Below are 17,593 nucleotides of genomic sequence, written 5' to 3'. Positions count from 1 at the left end.
CGGCGTGGCGGTCGGCGGCCGTCGTCGTCTCCTGCTCGGGTCCGCTCGGAGTGAACTACCGGAATCCGGGCCGTGGGCCCGTCCGGACCGGCCCACGGCCGTCGTGAGTGACGCGGAAGCAGGGCTTCACCCCTTCTGATGAGGGGGTTTCGCACACCCGTACGTCATCACGCAACGTGTTCGTACGGATGCTCGCCGTGTAAATGAAGCAGACAGTACTCCTGCTTCAGGGGTGATTTCAGGTGCTTGCTGAATATGACACAGCGATGATCCGGTCGGACTAAGCTCGCCCGCAGCGCACCGAGTTGAGATGTATTCGTGCGCTTGTTCCCCAAAGTTCCGAAGATCCAGTTACTTCCCCCCGACCTCCAGTCGACTTGTCTCAGAGGGCATACATGGTGAGTGTTCAATTGCCTCCCGGTGGCCGTGAAGTTCCCTACGCGCGCGCGTTGTTGCTGCCCGCCATAGTGATGGCCGCGGTGACCGGTGCCGCTGTCGCCGTCGTGACGCAGCCGGCCCGGGTGGCCGTCGGCTGGTGCGGTGTCATCGCGACCCTGCTCGTCATCGCGACGGCGGCGGAAGCGGTCCGCCGTGGCCGTGTCATCCGCGCGGTGCGGGCCGAACTCGCCCGCCGCACAGAAGTCATGGAACGACGCGTCTCCCTGCACGACGCCGAGATCGACCACCTGCGCGAGCATCTGCTGCCGATCCTCATCAAGGGGATGCGCGGCGGCCGCGGGCCGCAGGAAGCGGTCCGGCTGATCGTCGACAACGACCCCGCCCAGCGGAACATCCCCCGCGCCCAGCGGGCACTCCTGCTCGAAGTGCTGCGGATCATCGACAACGAGGAGCTGCAGCGCGAGGCCGCGCAGCGCTCCTTCGTCAACATCGCCCGCCGGGTCCAGGCGATCGTCCACCAGCAGAACACGGAACTGCGCGAGATGGAGGAGGACCACGGGCGCAACCCCGAGGTCTTCGACGACCTGCTGCGCATCGACCACGGCACCGCGCTCATCGGCCGCCTCGCCGACTCCATCGCCGTGCTCGGCGGCGGCCGCCCCGGCCGCCAGTGGCCCGCTCCGGTCCCGCTGTACAGCGCGCTGCGCGGTGCCATGTCCCGGATCCTGGAGTACCGGCGCATCGAGCTGCACTCCATCGCCAAGGTCGCCGTCAGCGGTATCCACGTCGAGCCCGTCATCCACGCGGCCGCCGAACTCCTCGACAACGCCACGCGCTACTCGCCGCCGCACACCAAGGTCCACGTCACCGCCGTCGAGGTGCAGACCGGCGTCGCGATCGAGATCGAGGACGCCGGCGTCAGCCTCAGCGAGGAGGCCCGTACCCGCGCCGAGCGGATGCTCGCGCAGGCGGCGGCGGGCCCCGACCTCAACCAGCTCGGTGAGGACCCGCGGCTCGGCCTCGCCGTCGTGGGCCGCCTCATGGACACGTACGACATGCAGGTCTCGCTGCGGCAGTCCGCCTACGGCGGTGTGCGCGCCGTGCTCGTCGTCCCGCGCGCTCTGCTCACCGAGGAGCCCGCCGTCGGTCTCGCCCACGGCATCGGCGCCGCCGCCGTGCCCAAGGTCGACTTCGGCGGGGTCGAGGGCCCCAAGCGCGTCGAGAAGAAGCGCCGCCCCACCACCGGGCCCCGGCCCACCGTGCCGGACGACATGGCGGACGAGGTCCCCGAGGTCACCGAGTGGACCGCCAACGGCCTGCCGCAGCGCCGCAGCCGGGTCAAGATCCCCTACAGCCAGCGGGTGCTCGAAGCACGGGCCGCCGAGGCGGAGGCCGAGGCCGCGCGCAAGGAGGGCCGCCCCGTCATCGACTGGACCCGGTCGTCCACGCAGGTGCCCACGAAGAAGAAGGAAGAGAAAGAACCAGGGCTGTGGGTCGAGGCGTTCATGGCCGGTCTCAAGGGCGGAGACGACGACCAGCAGCAGACGCCAGGAGCGACGAACAGTCCGGCCCGCACCGAGGCCGACGACGAGGGGGACCTCAAGTGATCCAGCAGCGCGCCAACTTCGACTGGATGCTCAAGGAACTGTCCGACGGGGTGTACGGGACCCGGCAGGTCGTCGTGCTCTCCGCGGACGGTCTGCGGATCGCCCGGTACGGCGGCGACCCCGACGCCGCCGACCGCATCGCCGCCGCCTGCGCCGGACTCCAGAGCCTCGCCGGGGCCGTCGCCACCGAGATCCCCGACACCGACGGCAAGATGCGCATGGTGATCATCGAGATGGAGGGCGGCTACTTCTACATGATGGCCGCGGGCCCCAACGCCTATCTCGCGGTGCTGGCGGAGGCCCACGTCGACGCCGGGCTCATGAGCGCCCGGATGCGTGACCTCGTCGTCCGGATCGGCGCGCACCTCACGAGTCCGCCCCGGCGCAACGGGCAGACCGTATGAGTCCTCCCCAACGACGCCGGCGCTTTCCCAAGGCGCCGCCACAGGAGAAACCCGGGCCGTCCGCGCCGCCCCCGCCCGGGGAAGGGCAGGGCGGGGCGGACCGGAGCCGCGATCTGGAACGGCTGTACGTCGTCACCGGCCAGGCGGCCGACGGCGGCGACCGTGCCGAACTCGACCTGGTGACCCTGATCGTGGCGTGCGACGACGCCCCGCCCACCGCCCAGCCGGAGCAGTCGGCACTGCTGCGGCTCTGCCGGGCACCCATGTCCGTGGCCGAGGTATCGGCCTATCTCAATCTGCCGTTCAGCGTCGTGACCGTACTGCTGACCGAGCTGCTGACGGCTGAACTGGTACAGGCGCGCGCTCCGATCGTCCGCTCGGAGCTGCCCGACCGTTCCCTCCTCGAAGCGGTGATGCATGGACTTCAAAAGCTCTGACACCGTCCCTGGACCTCGCGCCGAGGACCATCTCCCGCAGACGGCGACCGCCGCGGTGAAGATCGTGATCGTGGGCGGGTTCGGGGTCGGCAAGACGACGATGGTGGGTTCCGTCAGCGAGATCAGGCCGCTGACCACCGAAGAGACCATGACGCAGGCCGGCATCGGAGTCGACGACGACTACGGCTCCGAGACGAAGACGGCGACCACCGTCGCGATGGACTTCGGCCGTATCAGCATCACCGAGCAGCTGGTGCTGTACCTCTTCGGCACCCCCGGCCAGGAGCGCTTCTGGTTCCTGTGGAACGGCCTGTTCGAGGGCGCCCTGGGCGCGGTCGTCCTGGTCGACACCCGGCGCCTGGAGGTCAGCTTCGACGTCATCGGCCGCCTGGAGGAACGCGGCGTGCCGTTCGTCGTCGCCGTCAACGACTTCCCGGACGCGCCCCGCTACCCCATGGAGGACCTGCGGGCGGCGCTCGACCTGTCCGAGGAGATCCCCATGGTGAAGTGCGACGCGCGCCGGCGAGCCTCCAGCCGGGACGTCCTGATGACCCTGATGCGCTTCCTCCACTCGATCGCCATGGCCTCGGTGTAGGCGCTTCGCGTGGGCGGTCCGACACGACCGACCTTCCAGACCTCAGTACGACTTCAGCTTCGGAGCGATCATCGTGACGCCTGAACCACACTCCCTGACCGGCACGGACGAGCCCCTGTCCGGGCCCCCGCCGAGCTGCCCCGCCCATGGCACGGGCCCCGGCGGACTGCGCCGCCTGTACGGACCCGAGGCGCAGGACCTGGCGGCCCTGTACGAGAAGCTCCGCGCCGAGCACGGCACCGTCGCGCCGGTGCTGCTCCACAACGACGTGCCGTTCTGGATGGTGCTGGGGCACGGCGAGAACCTCCACATGGTCAGCAACCCCTCGGTGTACACCCGCGACAGCCGCATCTGGACGGCCCTCCTGGACGGCACGGCCGGCACCGACCACCCGCTGATGCCGCACATCGCCTGGCAGCCCATCTGCTCCCACGCGGAGGGCGACGAGCACCAGCGGCTGCGCGGCTCGGTCATGGGCGCCATGTCCACGATCAACGCCCGTGACCTGCGCCGCCACATCAACCACTGGACCCAGGAACTGGTCAACCAGTTCTGCCGACGGGGCAGCGCCGACCTCGTCTCCCAGTTCGCCGAACATCTGCCGATGGCTGTGCTGTGCGAGATCCTCGGGATGCCCGAGGAGTACGACGACCGCATGGTGCAGACCACCCGCGACCTGCTCAAGGGTACCGAGACGGCGATCGCGAGCAACGAGTACGTGATGAGCGTGCTGATGCGGCTCACCGCGCGCCGCCGGGCCGAACCCGCCGAGGACTTCGCCAGCCACCTCATCAACCACCCGGCCGGGCTCACCGACGAGGAGGTGGGCCAGCACCTGCGGCTCGTCCTGCTCGCCGCGTACGAGGCCACGGCGAACCTCCTCGCCAACGTGCTGCGGGTGGTCTTCACCGACCCCGGCTTCCGCGCCCAGCTCAACGGCGGCCAGATGACGGTGCCCCAGGCGGTGGAGCAGTCCCTGTGGGACGAGCCGCCGTTCAGCTCCGTCCTCGGCTACTTCGCCAAGCAGGACACGGAGCTGGGCGGTCAGCGCATCCGCAAGGGGGACGGACTGCTCCTGGGGATCGCGCCGGGCAACGTCGATCCGCACGTCCGCCCGGACCTCAAGGCGAACATGAAGGGCAACCGCTCGCACCTCGCCTTCGGCGGCGGCCCGCACGAGTGCCCCGGGCAGGACATCGGGCGTGCCATCGCCGACGTCGGTGTCGACGCGCTCCTCAAGCGGCTGCCGGACGTCCAGCTCGCCGTCCCCGAGACCGAGCTGAAGTGGAGCGCCTCGATCTCCTCACGGCATCTGGTGGAGCTGCCGGTCGTGTTCGCGCCGGCGTCGCCGCGGGACGTCATGGACCGGCCGGGCGTCAGCGAGGTGCCGCGCCCGCGTCCGGGCTGGGACACCTCCGGCCACGTACCGGACGCCCCTCCGGTGCCGCGTCCCACGATCGACCTGCTGGACGCGCCGCCGGTGCCGGCCGCCGAGCCGGGACACCGGCTCGGCGCCTGGCAGCGCTTCGTGCGCTGGTGGCGCGGCTACTGAGCCACGGTCACCGAGCCTGGGCCGCCGGGGGACCTGTGTGGCCCCTCGTCGGCCCAGTCGTCATGGGCGGACCAGGCCGACAGGGTGCGTCCGCTGCGGAACGCGTGCCTGGTCCCCGTGACCGGATCGGTGAACTCCAGCACCCGCGCCAGCAGTTGCAGCGGGCGCCGGAAGTCACCGGCCGGCACGGGGTCGGTGACCTTCGGGTACAGCGGGTCGCCGAGGATCGGCACGCCTGACGCGCTCATGTGCACCCTCAGCTGATGGGTCTGGCCGGTGCGGGGGAGCAGCCGGTAGCGGGCCAGGCCGCCCTGGTGCTCCAGCAGCTCGATGCGGGTCTCGGCGTTCGGCTCGCCCGGCACCTCCTGCGCGGCGAGCACACCCCGCTCCTTGTGGATCCGGCTGCGCACGGTCCGGGGCAGGTCCAGCCCTCGTAGGTACGGCGCCACCGCCTCGTACTCCTTGTGCACGAGGCGGTCGCGGAACAGGGACTGGTACGCGCCCCGCTCCTCGGGCCGCACCGTGAACAGCACGAGCCCGGCGGTGAGCCGGTCGAGCCGGTGCGCGGCCCCGAGCGTGGGCACCCCCAACTCCCGCCGCAGCCGCGCCAGAACCGTCTCGGTGACATGACTGCCCCGGGGTGTCGTGGCGATGAAGTGCGGCTTGTCGGCGACCACGACGTGCTCGTCGCGGTACACGACCTCCACGGGGAACGGCACCCGCTCCTCGTCGGGCAGCTCCCGGTGGAACCACACGTACATGCCCGGCGCGTACGCCGTGTCCGGAGTCAGCGGCCGCCCGTCGGCGTCCACGATCTGCCCGGCGGCGAGCATCGCGTCGATCACCGCGGCCCGGGGCGCGAGCCGCTCCACCAGATGCTCCCGAACGGTCCTCCAGGTCCCGCCGGCCGGCAGTCGTACCCGCACCGGATCCACCCCCGCACGCTGGGGCAGGGGGGAGGGCGGAATCGGGGTTCGACGTCTCACCTGGTCAAGCGTACGCAGCGGGGCGGCGGTGAGGTCCGTGCGGGGCCGCATGTCCATCCACCCTTGCGGGACTTCTCAAAACGCGATACATCGTGTGTGTTGACGCTGCTCGGCGACACGCGATATGTTCGGTCACGGATATTCGTGGACGAGGATATGGCGAGGTGGTGATCCGGGTGGCGACGAAGCGCCGCAAGCTCGGCAACCCGCTGGCGCTGGCCGTCATGGTGCTGCTCACCGAGCGCCCGATGCATCCGTACGAGATCGCCCAGACCCTGCGCAGCCGCGGCAAGGACGCGAGCCTGAAGATCAACTACGGCTCGCTCTACACGGTCGTGCAGAGCCTGGAGAAGCATGGATTCGTCGAGGTCGCCGAGGTACAGCGGCAGGGAAACCGCCCCGAGCGCACGCTGTACGGCATCACGGACGCGGGGCGCGAGGAGGCGACCGAGTGGCTGTCGGACCTGCTCGCCGTCCCCGCACACGAGTTCCCGATCTTCGAGGCCGCGCTCTCGCTGATGGGCGTCATCCACCCCGACGAGGTGGCGCGCCTGCTGGCACACCGGCTCAAGACGCTGGAGGTGCAGGCGGCGAGCGCGCGCGGCGGCCTCACGAAGCTGTCCGAGACGCTGCCGCGGATCTTCCTCGTCGAGAGCGAGTACCAACTGCACATGGTCGAGGCGCAGGCCGAGTGGGTCCGTGGATTTCTGCGGGAACTGGCGGCCGGCACCCTCGACGGGGCCGAGCAGTGGCGGAGCTTCCACGAGAGCGGGGAGATCCCGCCCGAGTTCCAGGAGCTCCAGAGGCCCGAGAAGCCCCAGGAGTCCGAGAAGCCCCAGGAGTCCGAGGAGCGTGAGAAACCGGGGTCCGTCACCCCGAGACCCGACCGACAGGACCACCAGAAGTGAGACAGACCCCGGCAGAGCTGTTGGAGCAGCTCCGCCAGGGTCTCGAACCCCGAGCCGACTCCGCTGTGAGGCAGGCCAGGCGATCGAGGTGCGGCACACTCAGGATAGCCCGGTGCTCCTCACGCGGATCAGCTGTCGATCCGCTCACCCAGGAGAGCAGTCGTCATGAGCACCCGTGCGCCCGCAGTGCAGGCGCGTCAACTGATCAAGACCTACCCCGGCGAGGTCACCGCCCTCAGCGGCATGGACCTCACCGTCGAGGCGGGCACCGTCTTCGGACTCCTCGGCCCCAACGGCGCGGGCAAGTCCACCACCGTCAAGATCCTCACCACCCTAGCCCGCCCCGACTCGGGCACCGCCACGGTCGCGGGCCACGACGTGCTGCGCGACCCGGACCGGGTGCGCCGCGTGATCGGCGTGGTCGCCCAGCGGTCCGGCGCGGACCCGGTCGCCACCGGCCGCGAGAACCTCCGCCTCCAGGGCAGGCTCCACGGGCTGCGGGGCGCCGCGCTCCGCCCGAGGGTGGACGGCCTGCTGGACCGTTTCCAGCTCGGGGACGCGGCCGACCGTCAGGTCAGGGGCTACTCCGGAGGCATGCGGCGCCGACTCGACGTGGCGCTCGGCCTGGTCCACCGGCCCGAGGTCCTCTTCCTCGACGAGCCGACCACCGGTCTCGACCCCGAGGCGCGCACCGCGATGTGGGAGGAGATCGCCCGCCTCGCCGGGGACGAGGGCCTGACCATCCTCCTCACCACGCACTACCTGGACGAGGCCGACCGCCTCGCGGACCGCATCGCCATCGTCGACCGCGGCCGTGTCGTCGTGCAGGGAACCGCCGGCGCCCTCAAGGGTGAACTCCGCGGCGACGCCGTCCACCTGGAACTGCGCGCACCGGTCGGTGAAGCCGGCCGTACGCTGCTCGGCGGCGCCCTCACCGCCCTGCCCGGCGTGTACGAGGCGCACTTCGACGGACGCCGCGTCAGCGTCCGTGCCGAGGACGGAGCCGCCGCCGTACCCGTCCTGCTCGGCACCCTGGAGCGGGCCGGGGTCGGGGTCGCCGCCGCCACCGTCGCCCGCCCGTCGCTCGACGACGTCTACCTGCGGTACGCGGGCCGCCGATACGCCGAGGCGGAGGCCGCGGCCTCCGCAGGGCCCGCCGACGCTCTCGCCGCCGCCGGGGGTGCCCGATGAGTACCGAAGCTTTCACCCAGACCTGGTACATGACACAGCGCCAACTGACGGCGGTGCTCCGGCAGCCCGCGTACGTCGTGATGGCGCTCATCCAGCCGGCGGTCTGGCTGTTCCTGTTCGGCAACCTCTTCAAGGACGTCGTCGAACTCGGCGGCTTCGGCACGGGCAGCTATCTGGACTACCTGGTGCCTGGCATCGTCGTGATGAGCGCGCTCAGCTCCAACATGTGGGCCGGCATGGGCACCCTGGAGGAGATCGAGCGCGGCACGCTCGACCGGTTCCTGACCACGCCGGTCGGCCGCGGCGCCCTGATGAACGCGGGCGTCGTGCAGCAGGGGCTCACCACGGCGGTGCAGTCCCTGCTGATCGTCCTGCTCGGCCGGCTCGGCGGCGCGGACTATCCCGGCGGCGCCGGGGGCCTGGCGGTGCTCGTGGTCGCGGCCTCGCTGCTCGGCACGGTCTTCGGGGCCCTGTCGAACGCGCTGGGCATGCTGGTGCGCCAACGGGAGTCGATCATCGGCATCAACACCTTGCTGCTGCTGCCGCTGACCTTTCTCTCCTCGGCCTTCATGGCGCCGTCCCGCATGCCCGACTGGATGCGCCACATCGCCGACTGCAACCCACTGAACTGGGCGATGGTGGCGGGCCGTTCAGCGGTGTCGCAGCACCCGGACTGGCCCGGGATCTGGACCCGCGGGGGCGCGCTCCTGGCGCTGGCGGTGACAGCGGTCTGGCTGTCCGTCCGCACCTTCAAGTCGTACCAACGCTCGGTGTAGCACCCACGCGTGAGCGGGTGGGCAGGGGCGCGGAGGAGGAGGGCCGCGCCCCGGTCAGGCGGAGGGCGGTGCGGCTTCCTGCTCCGCCTCGACCTGCGCGTTCCAGTCGCGCTTCGCCGCCTGCCAGCCGTCCTCGTTGTGTCCGAGCCGCCAGTATCCGGAGATGGAGATGTCCTCGCGCGGCACCTCGTGGTCGACGCGCAGCAGCCGGCGCAGCTCCTTCACGAACCCGGCCTCGCCGTGCACGAACGCGTGCACCCGGCCCGCCGGGAACTCCAGCGCGCGGACGGCCTCCACCAGCGCCTCGCCGACCGGCCGGTCACCGCGGTGCAGCCAGGCGACCTCCACGCCGGAGTCGAACTTCTGCTCCTCCTCCGGCCCCGAGACCTCCACGAAGGCGTGCACGCGCGCACCGTCGGGGATCGACTCCAGCGAGGCGGCGATGGCGGGCAGCGCGCTCTCGTCACCGGCCAGCAGATGCCAGTCGGCCTCGGTGTCGGGGGCGTACGCCCCGCCGGGGCCGAGGAAGCGCACGAGCTCGCCCGCCCGGACGCGAGTGGCCCACGGTCCGGCGAGTCCCTGGTCGCCGTGGATCACGAAGTCGAGGGTCAGCTCGCGCTGCTCGGGGTCCCAGGCGCGCACGGTGTACGTACGCGTCACGGGCCACTGCTCGCGGGGGAACTCCTCGCGGATCCGCGCCATGTCGAAGGGCTCCGGATAGGTCACGCCCGCCGCCCCGAACAGCAGCTTCACGTAATGGTCGGTGCTCGTACCCACCGTGAAGTCGGCCAGGCCCTCGCCGCCGAGGACCACGCGCTGCATGTGAGGGGTCAGCCGCTCGGTGCGGACGACTCGCGCGGAGTGCGGCTTGGGGGTCCTGCGTGCCGGGCGCTCAGCCATCACGGCCTCCTGGATAAGTTCGCTAAGGCTTACCTAAGTTAGCACCTCTCCGTGGCGGACACCCGCCCCGACACGACCCCACCTCTCCCAGTGTCCTCTCAGGCTCCCAGGGTCGCCAGCAGCCGGGTCAGGGAGCCGCCGAGTCCCCAGCGCTCGGCGAGCGCGTCGAGGGCCGCCCGGTCGCGCGGCGTGTGGGGCAGCGCGGTGTCCACCTCCGGCAGGGGCACGTCACCGGCCACCCTGACGACCTTCGGCGCGACGGAGACGTACGCCCGTGACTCGTCCAGACGCCTGCGCTGCGACGGGGTGAGCTTGGCCTTCGGGTCGTCCACGGCGGCCATGATCTCGGCCAGGTCCCCGAACTCGGCCAGCAGCTTGGCGGCCGTCTTGTCGCCGATGCCCGGCACGCCCGGCAGGCCGTCGCTCGGGTCGCCGCGCAGCAGCGCGAGGTCCACGTACCCCGGGCCGTCGACGCCGTACTTCTCGCGCAGCCAGGCCTCGTCCGTGAGCTGCAGCGAGCCGACGCCCTTGAGCGGGTACAGCACGCGGATCCCGCGCCCGTCGTCGACCAGCTGGTACAGGTCGCGGTCGCCGGTGACGATGTCGACCGGGCCCGTGGCGCGGCCGGCGAACGTGCCGATCACGTCGTCCGCCTCGTACCCCTCGACGCCCACGCGGGCGATGCCCAGCGCGTCCAGGACCTCCTCGATGACCGGCACCTGCGGCGACAGGGTGTCGGGCACCTCCTCCTCGTCCGGCCCGGCCTCGGTCTCCGTGGCCACGCGGTGCGCCTTGTAGGAGGGGATCAGGTCGACCCGCCACTGCGGCCGCCAGTCCGCGTCCATACAGGCCACCAGGTCGTCCGGGCGGTGGTCCTTCACCAGGCGGTCGATGAACTCCAGCAGCCCCCGCACCGCGTTCACCGGAGTGCCGTCCGGGGCCCGCACGGACTCCGGCACTCCGAAATAGGCGCGAAAGTACAGGGAGGCGGTGTCGAGGAGCATGGTTCGCCGGGGCTGCTGAGTCTGCTGCGTCACGCCTCGCATCATGCCGTACGGCACCGACAGCGGGGCCGAGGCGGGCGCCGTCGTCCGGCACGGACAGTCACGGTTCGGTGCGGAGAGTGGGCCGAAAAGGTTTCCACAACCGTCCGTGGGTAAACGTCATGTGAACTAGGACACGAATCGGAAACGGTCGGGTTTGGGCCAGGAAGGTCCGGGCAGGCGCGAACCCGGAGCGAACCCGGTCGCGTTTTCAACCAACCTGTACATGTGCGACCGGATGAGCGGGCGTAACCCGCATCGCTCCACGGCCCGCCGGCGGGGGAGGCGGGCCGTCTTCGTTCGACCGGAGAGGTACTTGTGTCATCCAGGCTGCAGGCGGAACAGCTTTACAAAGTGTTCGGCAGACGACCCGGCGAAGCAGTCGAGCGACTGCGCGGGGGAGCCGACCGGGAGGAACTGCGCGCCGACGGCATCACCGCCGCGGTGATCGACGCGTCCTTCACGGTGGAACCCGGCGAGATCTTCGTCGTGATGGGTCTGTCCGGATCCGGTAAGTCCACGCTGCTGCGCATGCTCAACGGACTCCTGGAACCCACCGAGGGCCGTGTGGTCTTCGACGGGCAGGACCTGACCGCGCTGAACGACCGTGAGATGCGCGAGGTCCGTTCGCGGAAGGTCAGCATGGTCTTCCAGCACTTCGCGCTCTTCCCACACCGCAACATTCTGGAGAACGCCGCCTACGGCCTCGAGGTGCAGGGCGTGCCGCGCGCCGAGCGCCACGACCGCGCCAACAAGGCCCTGGTGCTGGCCGGCCTGGCCGGCTGGGAGAAGTCCTGGCCCGACGAGCTGTCCGGCGGGATGCAGCAGCGCGTGGGTCTCGCCCGCGCGCTCGCCACCGACGCCGACCTGCTGCTGATGGACGAGTCCTTCAGCGCGCTGGACCCGCTGATCCGCCGCGACATGCAGGACCAGCTGATCGAACTCCAGAAGAAACTGAAGAAGACCATCGTGTTCATCACCCACGATCTCAACGAGGCCATGAGGCTCGGAGACCGTATCGCCGTCATGCGTGACGGCGAGATCGTCCAGATCGGCACCGCCGAGGACATCCTGGTACGCCCCGCGAACGACTACGTCGCCTCCTTCACCCAGGACGTGGACCGCTCCCGGGTCCTGACCGCGGCCTCCGTCATGGACACGGAGCTGAGCGGAGACGAGGCGGACTGCGGCTGTGAGACCGCCAGGCCCGACAGCTCGTTCGGTGACCTGTGCGCCATCAGCGCCCGGCTGACCCACCCCGTCGCCGTCGTCGACAAGAAGGGCAAGCTCGTCGGAGTCGTGCCGCGGCGCCGGCTCGTCGGCTTCCTCGGCGACGAACAGGGTGAACCGTCACCGTGCGACTCCTCGGGTGGCAAGACCCTCGGGGCGGTGAAGACCGATGCCTAGAATCCCCTTCGGCGACTGGGTCAACGACACGGTCGACTGGCTGCTCAACCACATGGCGTGGCTGTTCGACTTCTTCAAGACCGTCTTCGACGGCGCCTACGACGGCATCAACGCGGTCCTCCAGGCGCCCGAGCCGCTCCTCCTCGCGGGCATCTTCGCGGTGATCGCGTTCTGGCTGCGCGGCGCCTCGGCCGGTGTCCTCACCTTCGTGGGATTCGCGTTCATCGACTCCCTCGAACTGTGGGAGAACGCGATGATCACTCTGTCGCTCGTTCTCGTGGCGACGATCATCGCGCTCGTGATATCCGTGCCGGTCGGCATCTGGGCGGCCCGCTCGGACCGGGTCAGCAGCATCGTGCGGCCCGTGCTGGACTTCATGCAGACGCTGCCGGCGATGATCTATCTGATCCCGGCGATCCTGTTCTTCGGCACCGGCGCCCCCGCGGGCATCGTGGCCACCCTGATCTTCGCGCTGGCACCCGGCGTCCGGATGACCGAGCTGGGCATCCGGCAGGTCGACAAGGAACTGGTCGAGGCGGCCGACGCGTTCGGCACCACCCCCGGCAACATCCTGCTGCGCGTCCAGCTGCCGCTGGCCCTGCCCACCGTCATGGCGGGCGTCAACCAGGTCATCATGCTGGGCCTGTCCATGGCCGCCATCGCGGGCATGGTCGGCACCGGCGGCCTCGGCGGAGACGTGAACGAGGCCATCGGCCAGCTGAACGTCGGCCTGGGCTCCGAGGCGGGCGTCGCCATCGTCATCCTCGCCATCTACCTGGACCGGATGACCAGCGCGCTGGGCACCGAGGTCTCTCCGCTCGGCCGTCGCGCCGTCGCCAAGCTGCGCGCCGCCGGGGGCCTGAAGATCTGGTCCTACCGCCCGCAGGCCAGTGTGGCCGTGGTGGGCGTCGTCGTGCTCGCGCTCGTCGCGGGCGGCATGGGCGTCTTCGGTTCCGGAGACGACGAAACCACCGCGGCCGACTCCGAGAACGTCGGCCAGGGCAAGAAGATCACCATCGGCTACATCCCCTGGGACGAGGGCGTCGCCTCCACCTTCCTCTGGAAGGAGATCCTGGAGCAGCGCGGCTACAAGGTCGACGTCAAGCAGTTCGACGCCGGCCCGCTCTACACCTCGCTCGCCCAGGGCGACATCGACTTCCAGACCGACTCCTGGCTGCCCGTCACGCACGAGACGTACTGGAAGAAGTACGGCAAGCAGCTCGACGACCTGGGCTCCTGGTTCGGCCCGACGTCCCTCGAGCTGAGCGTGCCCGCCTACATGAAGGACGTCGAGTCCCTGGCGGACCTCAAGGGCAAGGCCGACGAGTTCGGCGGCAAGATCACCGGCATCGAGTCGAGCGCCGGCATGATGGGCCTGCTCAAGTCCAAGGTCCTCAAGGCGTACGGGCTCGACAAGGAGTACAAGGTCGTCGACAGCTCCACGCCGGCGATGCTGGCCGAGCTGAAGCGCTCGTACGCCAAGGAGGAGCCCTTCGTCGGCACGCTCTGGTCGCCGCACTGGGCGTACAGCGACTACAAGCTGAAGAAGCTCAAGGACCCCAAGGGTGCCTGGGGCTCGGGCGACGGTGTGCACACGCTCGCCCACAAGGGGTTCGCCGAGAAGAACCCGGTCATCGGCAAGTGGCTCAAGAACTTCAAGATGACCGAGAAGCAGCTCACGAGTCTCGAGTCGGAGATCAACAAGGCCGGCAAGGGCGCGCAGCAGGACGCCGTGCGCACCTGGCTGAAGAGCAACACCAAGGTCGTCGACAAGCTGGCCCCGGTCGCCGGCTCCTCGTCCGGCACCCCCGCCGAGGCGAAGCGCGCGATCGACGTCGCCTGGTTCCCGTGGGACGAGGACGTCGCCGTCACCTACCTGTGGAAGAACGTCCTGGCGCGGCGCGGCTACACGCTGAACCTGAAGCAGATGGACGTCGGCCCGGTCTACACCGGTCTGGCCTCCGGTGACATCGACCTCAACTTCGACGCGTGGCTCCCGTACGCGCAGTCGAACTACTGGAACAAGCACAAGGACAACCTGACGGACCTCGGCACCTGGTACCAGCCGACGTCCCTGGAGATCGCGGTGCCCTCCTACGTCAAGGACGTCAAGTCCCTGGCGGACCTCAAGGGCAAGGCCGACACGTTCGGCGGCCGGATCATCGGCATCGAGCCGGGCACCGGCGAGATGAACCTGCTCAAGAAGGACGTGCTGCCGGGCTACGGCCTGGACAAGGAGTACAAGGTCGTCGACGGCTCCACGCCGGCGATGCTGGCCGAGCTGAAGCGCTCGTACCGCAAGAAGGAGCCCGTCGCCGTCGTGCTGTGGTCCCCGCACTGGGCCTACAGCGAGTACGAGCTCACCAAGCTGTCGGACGAGAAGAAGAAGTTCGGTGAGGGCAACACGATCCGGACCATCTCGAACAAGAAGTTCCCCGGGCAGTATCCGCAGCTCACGAAGTGGATCAAGAGCTTCAAGATGAGCGAGGACGAACTCGGCAGCCTGGAGGCCGAGATCAAGAACCGTGGCCAGGGGCACGAGGAGGACGCCGTGGCCGCGTGGCTCAAGGAGCACCCGGACATGGTGGAGCGCATGACTCCGCAGTAACCGCGGCCGGTCCGTACGCGATCGTGTTCGGTCCGTACGTCACCGTGTTCGGTTCGGTACGACGACGAGGGGTGGGCGGTGCTTCAGGGCGCCGTTCGCCCCTCGTCGTCGTGTCTGCGCCCGCCCGGCCGCGACAGGCCGACGGCGCGGCAATGTTTGCGGGGATGTGACGGGCACGTGAAACGGTTTGGCGAACACCCGTAGGGTGCAGAGAACACATCAAGAACCCGCGAGACACGGGCGCGTCACCATGGAGCGACCGAGCCGCCACCGAACCTCATGCACCGACGACGCACAGGGGGGAGCCGAAGCGATGGACGAGAACAAGGAGACCCTTCGAGTGGGCGCGGCCGTCAGGCGGCGCCGCCGGGCACTGGAGCTCACCCTGGCCGTCGTCGCCGAGCGCAGCGGTCTGTCGGTGCCGTTCCTGAGCCAGGTCGAGAACGAGCGGGCCCGGCCCAGCACCCGTTCCCTCGAACGCGTGGCCGACGCCCTCGGGACGACCCGCGTGGAGCTGCTGGCGGCGGCCGACCCGGCGCGCAGTGTCGACGTGGTGCACGCCGACGACTCCGAGTTCACCCATGAGCCCCGTGTGCGCCCCCTGGTGCGCGGGCATCACCAGCTGCACGCCATGGAGTTCTCCGGCGACCAGGACGCCGGCCGCGAGTTCCAGCACCGCAACGACGAATTGATGTACGTGGCCGACGGCGTCGTCGAGGTCGAGGCGGAGGGCCGCGCGTACCGGCTGGGCCGGGGCGACACGCTGTATCTGACCGGCGGGGTGCGCCACCGGTGGCGGGCGACCGAGGAGGACACCCGCGTGCTGGTGGTGGCGGTCGCGGACCATGTCGAGGCGGTGGACGATCTCAACCGGTGAGCACGGCGGCGCCGGCCCGGCCCCCGGCTCCGGTCCGGGGATGCGGGTCGTGTCGCTGGTGCCGTCCCTCACCGAGGCCGTCGCCGTGTCCGCGCCGGGGATCCTCGTCGGGGCGACCGACTGGTGCAGCCACCCCGCCGGCCTCGACGTCGTACGCGTCGGCGGCACCAAGAACCCGGACACCGGGCGGATCATCGCGCTCGCCCCGGACCTGGTGATCGCCAACGAGGAGGAGAACCGGGAGCCCGACCTGACCGCGTTGCGGGAGGCGGGACTGGAGGTCCTCGTCACCGAGGTACGGGACCTGCCGGGGGCCCTGCGCGAACTGGAGCGCGTGCTCGTGGCGTGCGGCGTCCACGGGCGGCCGCGCTGGCTCGACGAGGCGGAGGCGGTGTGGCTCGACCCGCCCTGCCCGCCGATCCGGCTCCGCGCGGCCGTGCCGATCTGGCGGCGCCCCTGGATGGTCGTCGGACGGGACACCTTCGCCGGGGACCTGCTGGCCCGCATGGGCGTCGACAACGCGTACGCGTCCCACCCCGAGCGCTATCCGAAGGTCCCCGTCGACGACCTGCGCGCGGCCCGTCTCGACCTGGTCGTGCTGCCCGACGAGCCGTACCGCTTCACGAAGGACGACGGCCCGGAGGAGTTTCCCTCGGTGCCCTGCGCCCTCGTCAGCGGACGCCATCTCACGTGGTACGGGCCGTCGTTGGCGCAGGCCCCGCGGGTGATCGCCGAGGCGCTGCGAGCAGCTGTCCGGTGAGCAGGCCGCGGGCGGTGTGCGCGGCGGCCACGGTCCAGGCGGTGAGCAGCAGGGCGTAGAGGGCGACGGTGAGGCCCTCGTACGCGACGAGCCCCGTCTGCCGGGCGAGCCCCTCGGCGCCCGTCACACAGGTGCCCACCGGGAAAGTGAACGCCCACCAGCTCATCGTGAAGCCCATGCCCCGGCGGCGGGCGCGCACCACCATCGCGCCGGCCAGCGCCAGCCAGAACAGCGCGAACCCCGTCACCGGTACGCCGTAGAGCAGGGCCAGGACGACGAAGCCCTGGTCGTACGGGGCGGGTACGACGCCCGGCGCGATGCCGGCGAACTTGTCGACGGCCGTCGTGGACTGCCCCAGCGGGCCCAGGACCAGGAACAGGGTCGGGGTGAGGGCGAGCGGCAGCGGGCCGCCCGTGACGAGACGGGCGAAGATCATCGGGAGCGTCACGAGGGTGGCCAGCAGGCTGAGGCCGAACATCGCGACGCAGGCGAGCAGCAGGGTCGCGCGCGGGGCGCCGGCCGGCAGATGCGGTACGAGGAGCGGGCCGAGGGCGGCGGACACCATCGGGGCGACCAGGGGGAGCAGCCACACCGGGCTGACCTGGGAGGCGTCCACCCGGTGGCGCACGACCATCAGGTACGGGACGGCCACGGCCACCGTCAGCCCGATCACGGTGCCGGCCGTGAACAGGACGGCGTCCAGGGCGAGAGCGGCGGGGGTGCCGATCCAGTCCCGCCCGACGACGAGTGCGCCGCCGCCGACGGCGAGCAGGGCCATCGAGAGGCAGCCGTAGAACGGCGCCGTGGCCGGGTCGAGGAGGTGGGCCGCCGCCTGGTCCCGGTGGTGGGTCCAGTGCGCGGTCCTGGCGACGAGCAGGGTGCCGAGCAGGGCCAGCGAGAGGGCCCAGAACGCCGTGCAGACGGTGCGCAGGCCCGGGACGCCGAGGGGGAGGCCGGCTCCCGCGGTGGCCACGATGGCGGTGCCCATGACCGGGGCGTACCAGTTGGGGCCGAGGTGGCGGACGTGGTGTGCCGGCGGGTGGGTGGTGCGGCGGGGGGAGCGAGTGTTGCGGGTGTGCCTTCTGAGGGTGGGAAGGCGGAGGGCGGCGGTGACCATGGCTCCACGGTGCCCTCTGCGGGGCG

At 70.6% G+C, this 17,593-nt stretch carries 16 protein-coding genes; 12 read left to right on the top strand and 4 right to left on the bottom strand.

What is annotated here, in order from left to right; all coding sequences use genetic code 11:
• The first annotated feature begins 395 nt into the window (after nt 1-395).
• From ACLVWQ_RS34170 to ACLVWQ_RS34150, 5 genes are all read left to right on the top strand, one after another.
• A complete protein-coding gene (locus ACLVWQ_RS34170) occupies nt 396-2,006 on the top strand; it encodes an ATP-binding protein (RefSeq protein ID WP_414113114.1) in 1,611 nt (536 codons plus the stop codon).
• Nucleotides 2,003-2,410 (top strand): roadblock/LC7 domain-containing protein, encoded by a 408-nt coding sequence (locus ACLVWQ_RS34165; RefSeq protein WP_107019841.1) that lies wholly within the window; start codon nt 2,003-2,005, stop codon nt 2,408-2,410. The genes ACLVWQ_RS34170 and ACLVWQ_RS34165 overlap by 4 nt, the downstream gene beginning before the upstream one ends.
• On the top strand, nt 2,407-2,847 hold the full coding sequence (locus ACLVWQ_RS34160; RefSeq protein WP_414113113.1) for a DUF742 domain-containing protein: 441 nt from the start codon (nt 2,407-2,409) through the stop codon (nt 2,845-2,847). Before ACLVWQ_RS34165 ends, ACLVWQ_RS34160 begins: the two co-directional genes overlap by 4 nt.
• Nucleotides 2,828-3,442, top strand: a complete 615-nt coding sequence (locus ACLVWQ_RS34155; protein WP_414113112.1) for a GTP-binding protein — start codon at nt 2,828-2,830, stop codon at nt 3,440-3,442. The genes ACLVWQ_RS34160 and ACLVWQ_RS34155 overlap by 20 nt, the downstream gene beginning before the upstream one ends.
• Before the next feature lie 73 nt (nt 3,443-3,515).
• Nucleotides 3,516-4,994 carry a cytochrome P450 gene (locus ACLVWQ_RS34150; RefSeq protein ID WP_414113111.1) on the top strand — a complete coding sequence of 493 codons (1,479 nt, stop codon included), beginning with the start codon at nt 3,516-3,518 and terminating at the stop codon, nt 4,992-4,994.
• Here the strand turns inward: ACLVWQ_RS34150 and ACLVWQ_RS34145 are convergent.
• A complete protein-coding gene (locus ACLVWQ_RS34145) occupies nt 4,988-5,980 on the bottom strand; it encodes an RluA family pseudouridine synthase (RefSeq protein WP_414113110.1) in 993 nt (330 codons plus the stop codon). The two genes, ACLVWQ_RS34150 and ACLVWQ_RS34145, sit on opposite strands and share 7 nt — an antisense overlap.
• A gap of 224 nt (nt 5,981-6,204) precedes the next feature.
• On the opposite strand from ACLVWQ_RS34145, the gene ACLVWQ_RS34140 reads away from it, so the two are divergent.
• The 3 genes from ACLVWQ_RS34140 to ACLVWQ_RS34130 all read left to right on the top strand — a co-directional run bounded on the left by ACLVWQ_RS34140 (nt 6,205) and on the right by ACLVWQ_RS34130 (nt 8,855).
• Complete coding sequence (locus ACLVWQ_RS34140) at nt 6,205-6,888, top strand: PadR family transcriptional regulator (RefSeq protein ID WP_414113338.1); 684 nt, start codon at nt 6,205-6,207, stop codon at nt 6,886-6,888.
• 165 nt (nt 6,889-7,053) lie between these two features.
• Nucleotides 7,054-8,079, top strand: a complete 1,026-nt coding sequence (locus ACLVWQ_RS34135) for an ATP-binding cassette domain-containing protein (RefSeq protein ID WP_414113109.1) — start codon at nt 7,054-7,056, stop codon at nt 8,077-8,079.
• Nucleotides 8,076-8,855, top strand: coding sequence for an ABC transporter permease (locus tag ACLVWQ_RS34130; protein ID WP_414113108.1), 780 nt, complete (start codon nt 8,076-8,078; stop codon nt 8,853-8,855). The genes ACLVWQ_RS34135 and ACLVWQ_RS34130 overlap by 4 nt, the downstream gene beginning before the upstream one ends.
• Nucleotides 8,856-8,909: 54 nt before the next feature.
• Here the strand turns inward: ACLVWQ_RS34130 and ACLVWQ_RS34125 are convergent, their stop codons facing one another.
• Together ACLVWQ_RS34125 and ACLVWQ_RS34120 are read right to left on the bottom strand one after the other, a co-directional pair.
• Nucleotides 8,910-9,755, bottom strand: coding sequence for a siderophore-interacting protein (locus ACLVWQ_RS34125; protein ID WP_414113107.1), 846 nt, complete (start codon nt 9,753-9,755; stop codon nt 8,910-8,912).
• A 98-nt stretch (nt 9,756-9,853) separates the two neighbouring features.
• On the bottom strand, nt 9,854-10,801 hold the full coding sequence (locus ACLVWQ_RS34120) for a 5'-3' exonuclease (protein ID WP_414113337.1): 948 nt from the start codon (nt 10,799-10,801) through the stop codon (nt 9,854-9,856).
• Nucleotides 10,802-11,116: 315 nt separating this feature from the next.
• On the opposite strand from ACLVWQ_RS34120, the gene ACLVWQ_RS34115 reads away from it, so the two are divergent.
• From ACLVWQ_RS34115 to ACLVWQ_RS34100, 4 genes are all read left to right on the top strand, one after another.
• Nucleotides 11,117-12,205 (top strand): quaternary amine ABC transporter ATP-binding protein, encoded by a 1,089-nt coding sequence (locus tag ACLVWQ_RS34115; protein ID WP_414113106.1) that lies wholly within the window; start codon nt 11,117-11,119, stop codon nt 12,203-12,205.
• Complete coding sequence (locus ACLVWQ_RS34110) at nt 12,198-14,813, top strand: ABC transporter permease/substrate binding protein (RefSeq protein ID WP_414113105.1); 2,616 nt, start codon at nt 12,198-12,200, stop codon at nt 14,811-14,813. Before ACLVWQ_RS34115 ends, ACLVWQ_RS34110 begins: the two co-directional genes overlap by 8 nt.
• Nucleotides 14,814-15,126: 313 nt before the next feature.
• Nucleotides 15,127-15,690 (top strand): helix-turn-helix domain-containing protein, encoded by a 564-nt coding sequence (locus ACLVWQ_RS34105; RefSeq protein WP_414113104.1) that lies wholly within the window; start codon nt 15,127-15,129, stop codon nt 15,688-15,690.
• A 40-nt stretch (nt 15,691-15,730) separates the two neighbouring features.
• Nucleotides 15,731-16,450 carry a helical backbone metal receptor gene (locus ACLVWQ_RS34100; protein WP_414113103.1) on the top strand — a complete coding sequence of 240 codons (720 nt, stop codon included), beginning with the start codon at nt 15,731-15,733 and terminating at the stop codon, nt 16,448-16,450.
• On the opposite strand, the gene ACLVWQ_RS34095 is transcribed toward ACLVWQ_RS34100, so the two are convergent.
• On the bottom strand, nt 16,377-17,567 hold the full coding sequence (locus ACLVWQ_RS34095) for a TDT family transporter (protein WP_414113102.1): 1,191 nt from the start codon (nt 17,565-17,567) through the stop codon (nt 16,377-16,379). The two genes, ACLVWQ_RS34100 and ACLVWQ_RS34095, sit on opposite strands and share 74 nt — an antisense overlap.
• Between the last annotated feature and the right edge of the window lie 26 nt (nt 17,568-17,593).

Origin of the sequence: Streptomyces sp. CWNU-52B (assembly GCF_047444975.1) — a bacterium.
In the GTDB taxonomy this organism is placed as follows: domain Bacteria; phylum Actinomycetota; class Actinomycetes; order Streptomycetales; family Streptomycetaceae; genus Streptomyces.
This window is presented reverse-complemented; position numbering and strand designations above follow the sequence as displayed.

What these genes read in the sequence shown, in the direction of transcription:
- ACLVWQ_RS34140 (WP_414113338.1), top strand. Translation starts at nt 6,205, where the DNA reads ATGGTGCTGCTCACCGAGCGCCCGATGCATCCGTACGAGATCGCCCAG.
- ACLVWQ_RS34170 (WP_414113114.1), top strand. Translation starts at nt 396, where the DNA reads ATGGTGAGTGTTCAATTGCCTCCCGGTGGCCGTGAAGTTCCCTACGCG.
- ACLVWQ_RS34105 (WP_414113104.1), top strand. Translation starts at nt 15,127, where the DNA reads ATGGACGAGAACAAGGAGACCCTTCGAGTGGGCGCGGCCGTCAGGCGG.
- ACLVWQ_RS34135 (WP_414113109.1), top strand. Translation starts at nt 7,054, where the DNA reads ATGAGCACCCGTGCGCCCGCAGTGCAGGCGCGTCAACTGATCAAGACC.
- ACLVWQ_RS34130 (WP_414113108.1), top strand. Translation starts at nt 8,076, where the DNA reads ATGAGTACCGAAGCTTTCACCCAGACCTGGTACATGACACAGCGCCAA.
- ACLVWQ_RS34125 (WP_414113107.1), bottom strand. Translation starts at nt 9,755, where the DNA reads ATGGCTGAGCGCCCGGCACGCAGGACCCCCAAGCCGCACTCCGCGCGA.
- ACLVWQ_RS34160 (WP_414113113.1), top strand. Translation starts at nt 2,407, where the DNA reads ATGAGTCCTCCCCAACGACGCCGGCGCTTTCCCAAGGCGCCGCCACAG.
- ACLVWQ_RS34110 (WP_414113105.1), top strand. Translation starts at nt 12,198, where the DNA reads ATGCCTAGAATCCCCTTCGGCGACTGGGTCAACGACACGGTCGACTGG.
- ACLVWQ_RS34095 (WP_414113102.1), bottom strand. Translation starts at nt 17,567, where the DNA reads ATGGTCACCGCCGCCCTCCGCCTTCCCACCCTCAGAAGGCACACCCGC.
- ACLVWQ_RS34155 (WP_414113112.1), top strand. Translation starts at nt 2,828, where the DNA reads ATGGACTTCAAAAGCTCTGACACCGTCCCTGGACCTCGCGCCGAGGAC.
- ACLVWQ_RS34120 (WP_414113337.1), bottom strand. Translation starts at nt 10,801, where the DNA reads ATGCGAGGCGTGACGCAGCAGACTCAGCAGCCCCGGCGAACCATGCTC.
- ACLVWQ_RS34100 (WP_414113103.1), top strand. Translation starts at nt 15,731, where the DNA reads ATGCGGGTCGTGTCGCTGGTGCCGTCCCTCACCGAGGCCGTCGCCGTG.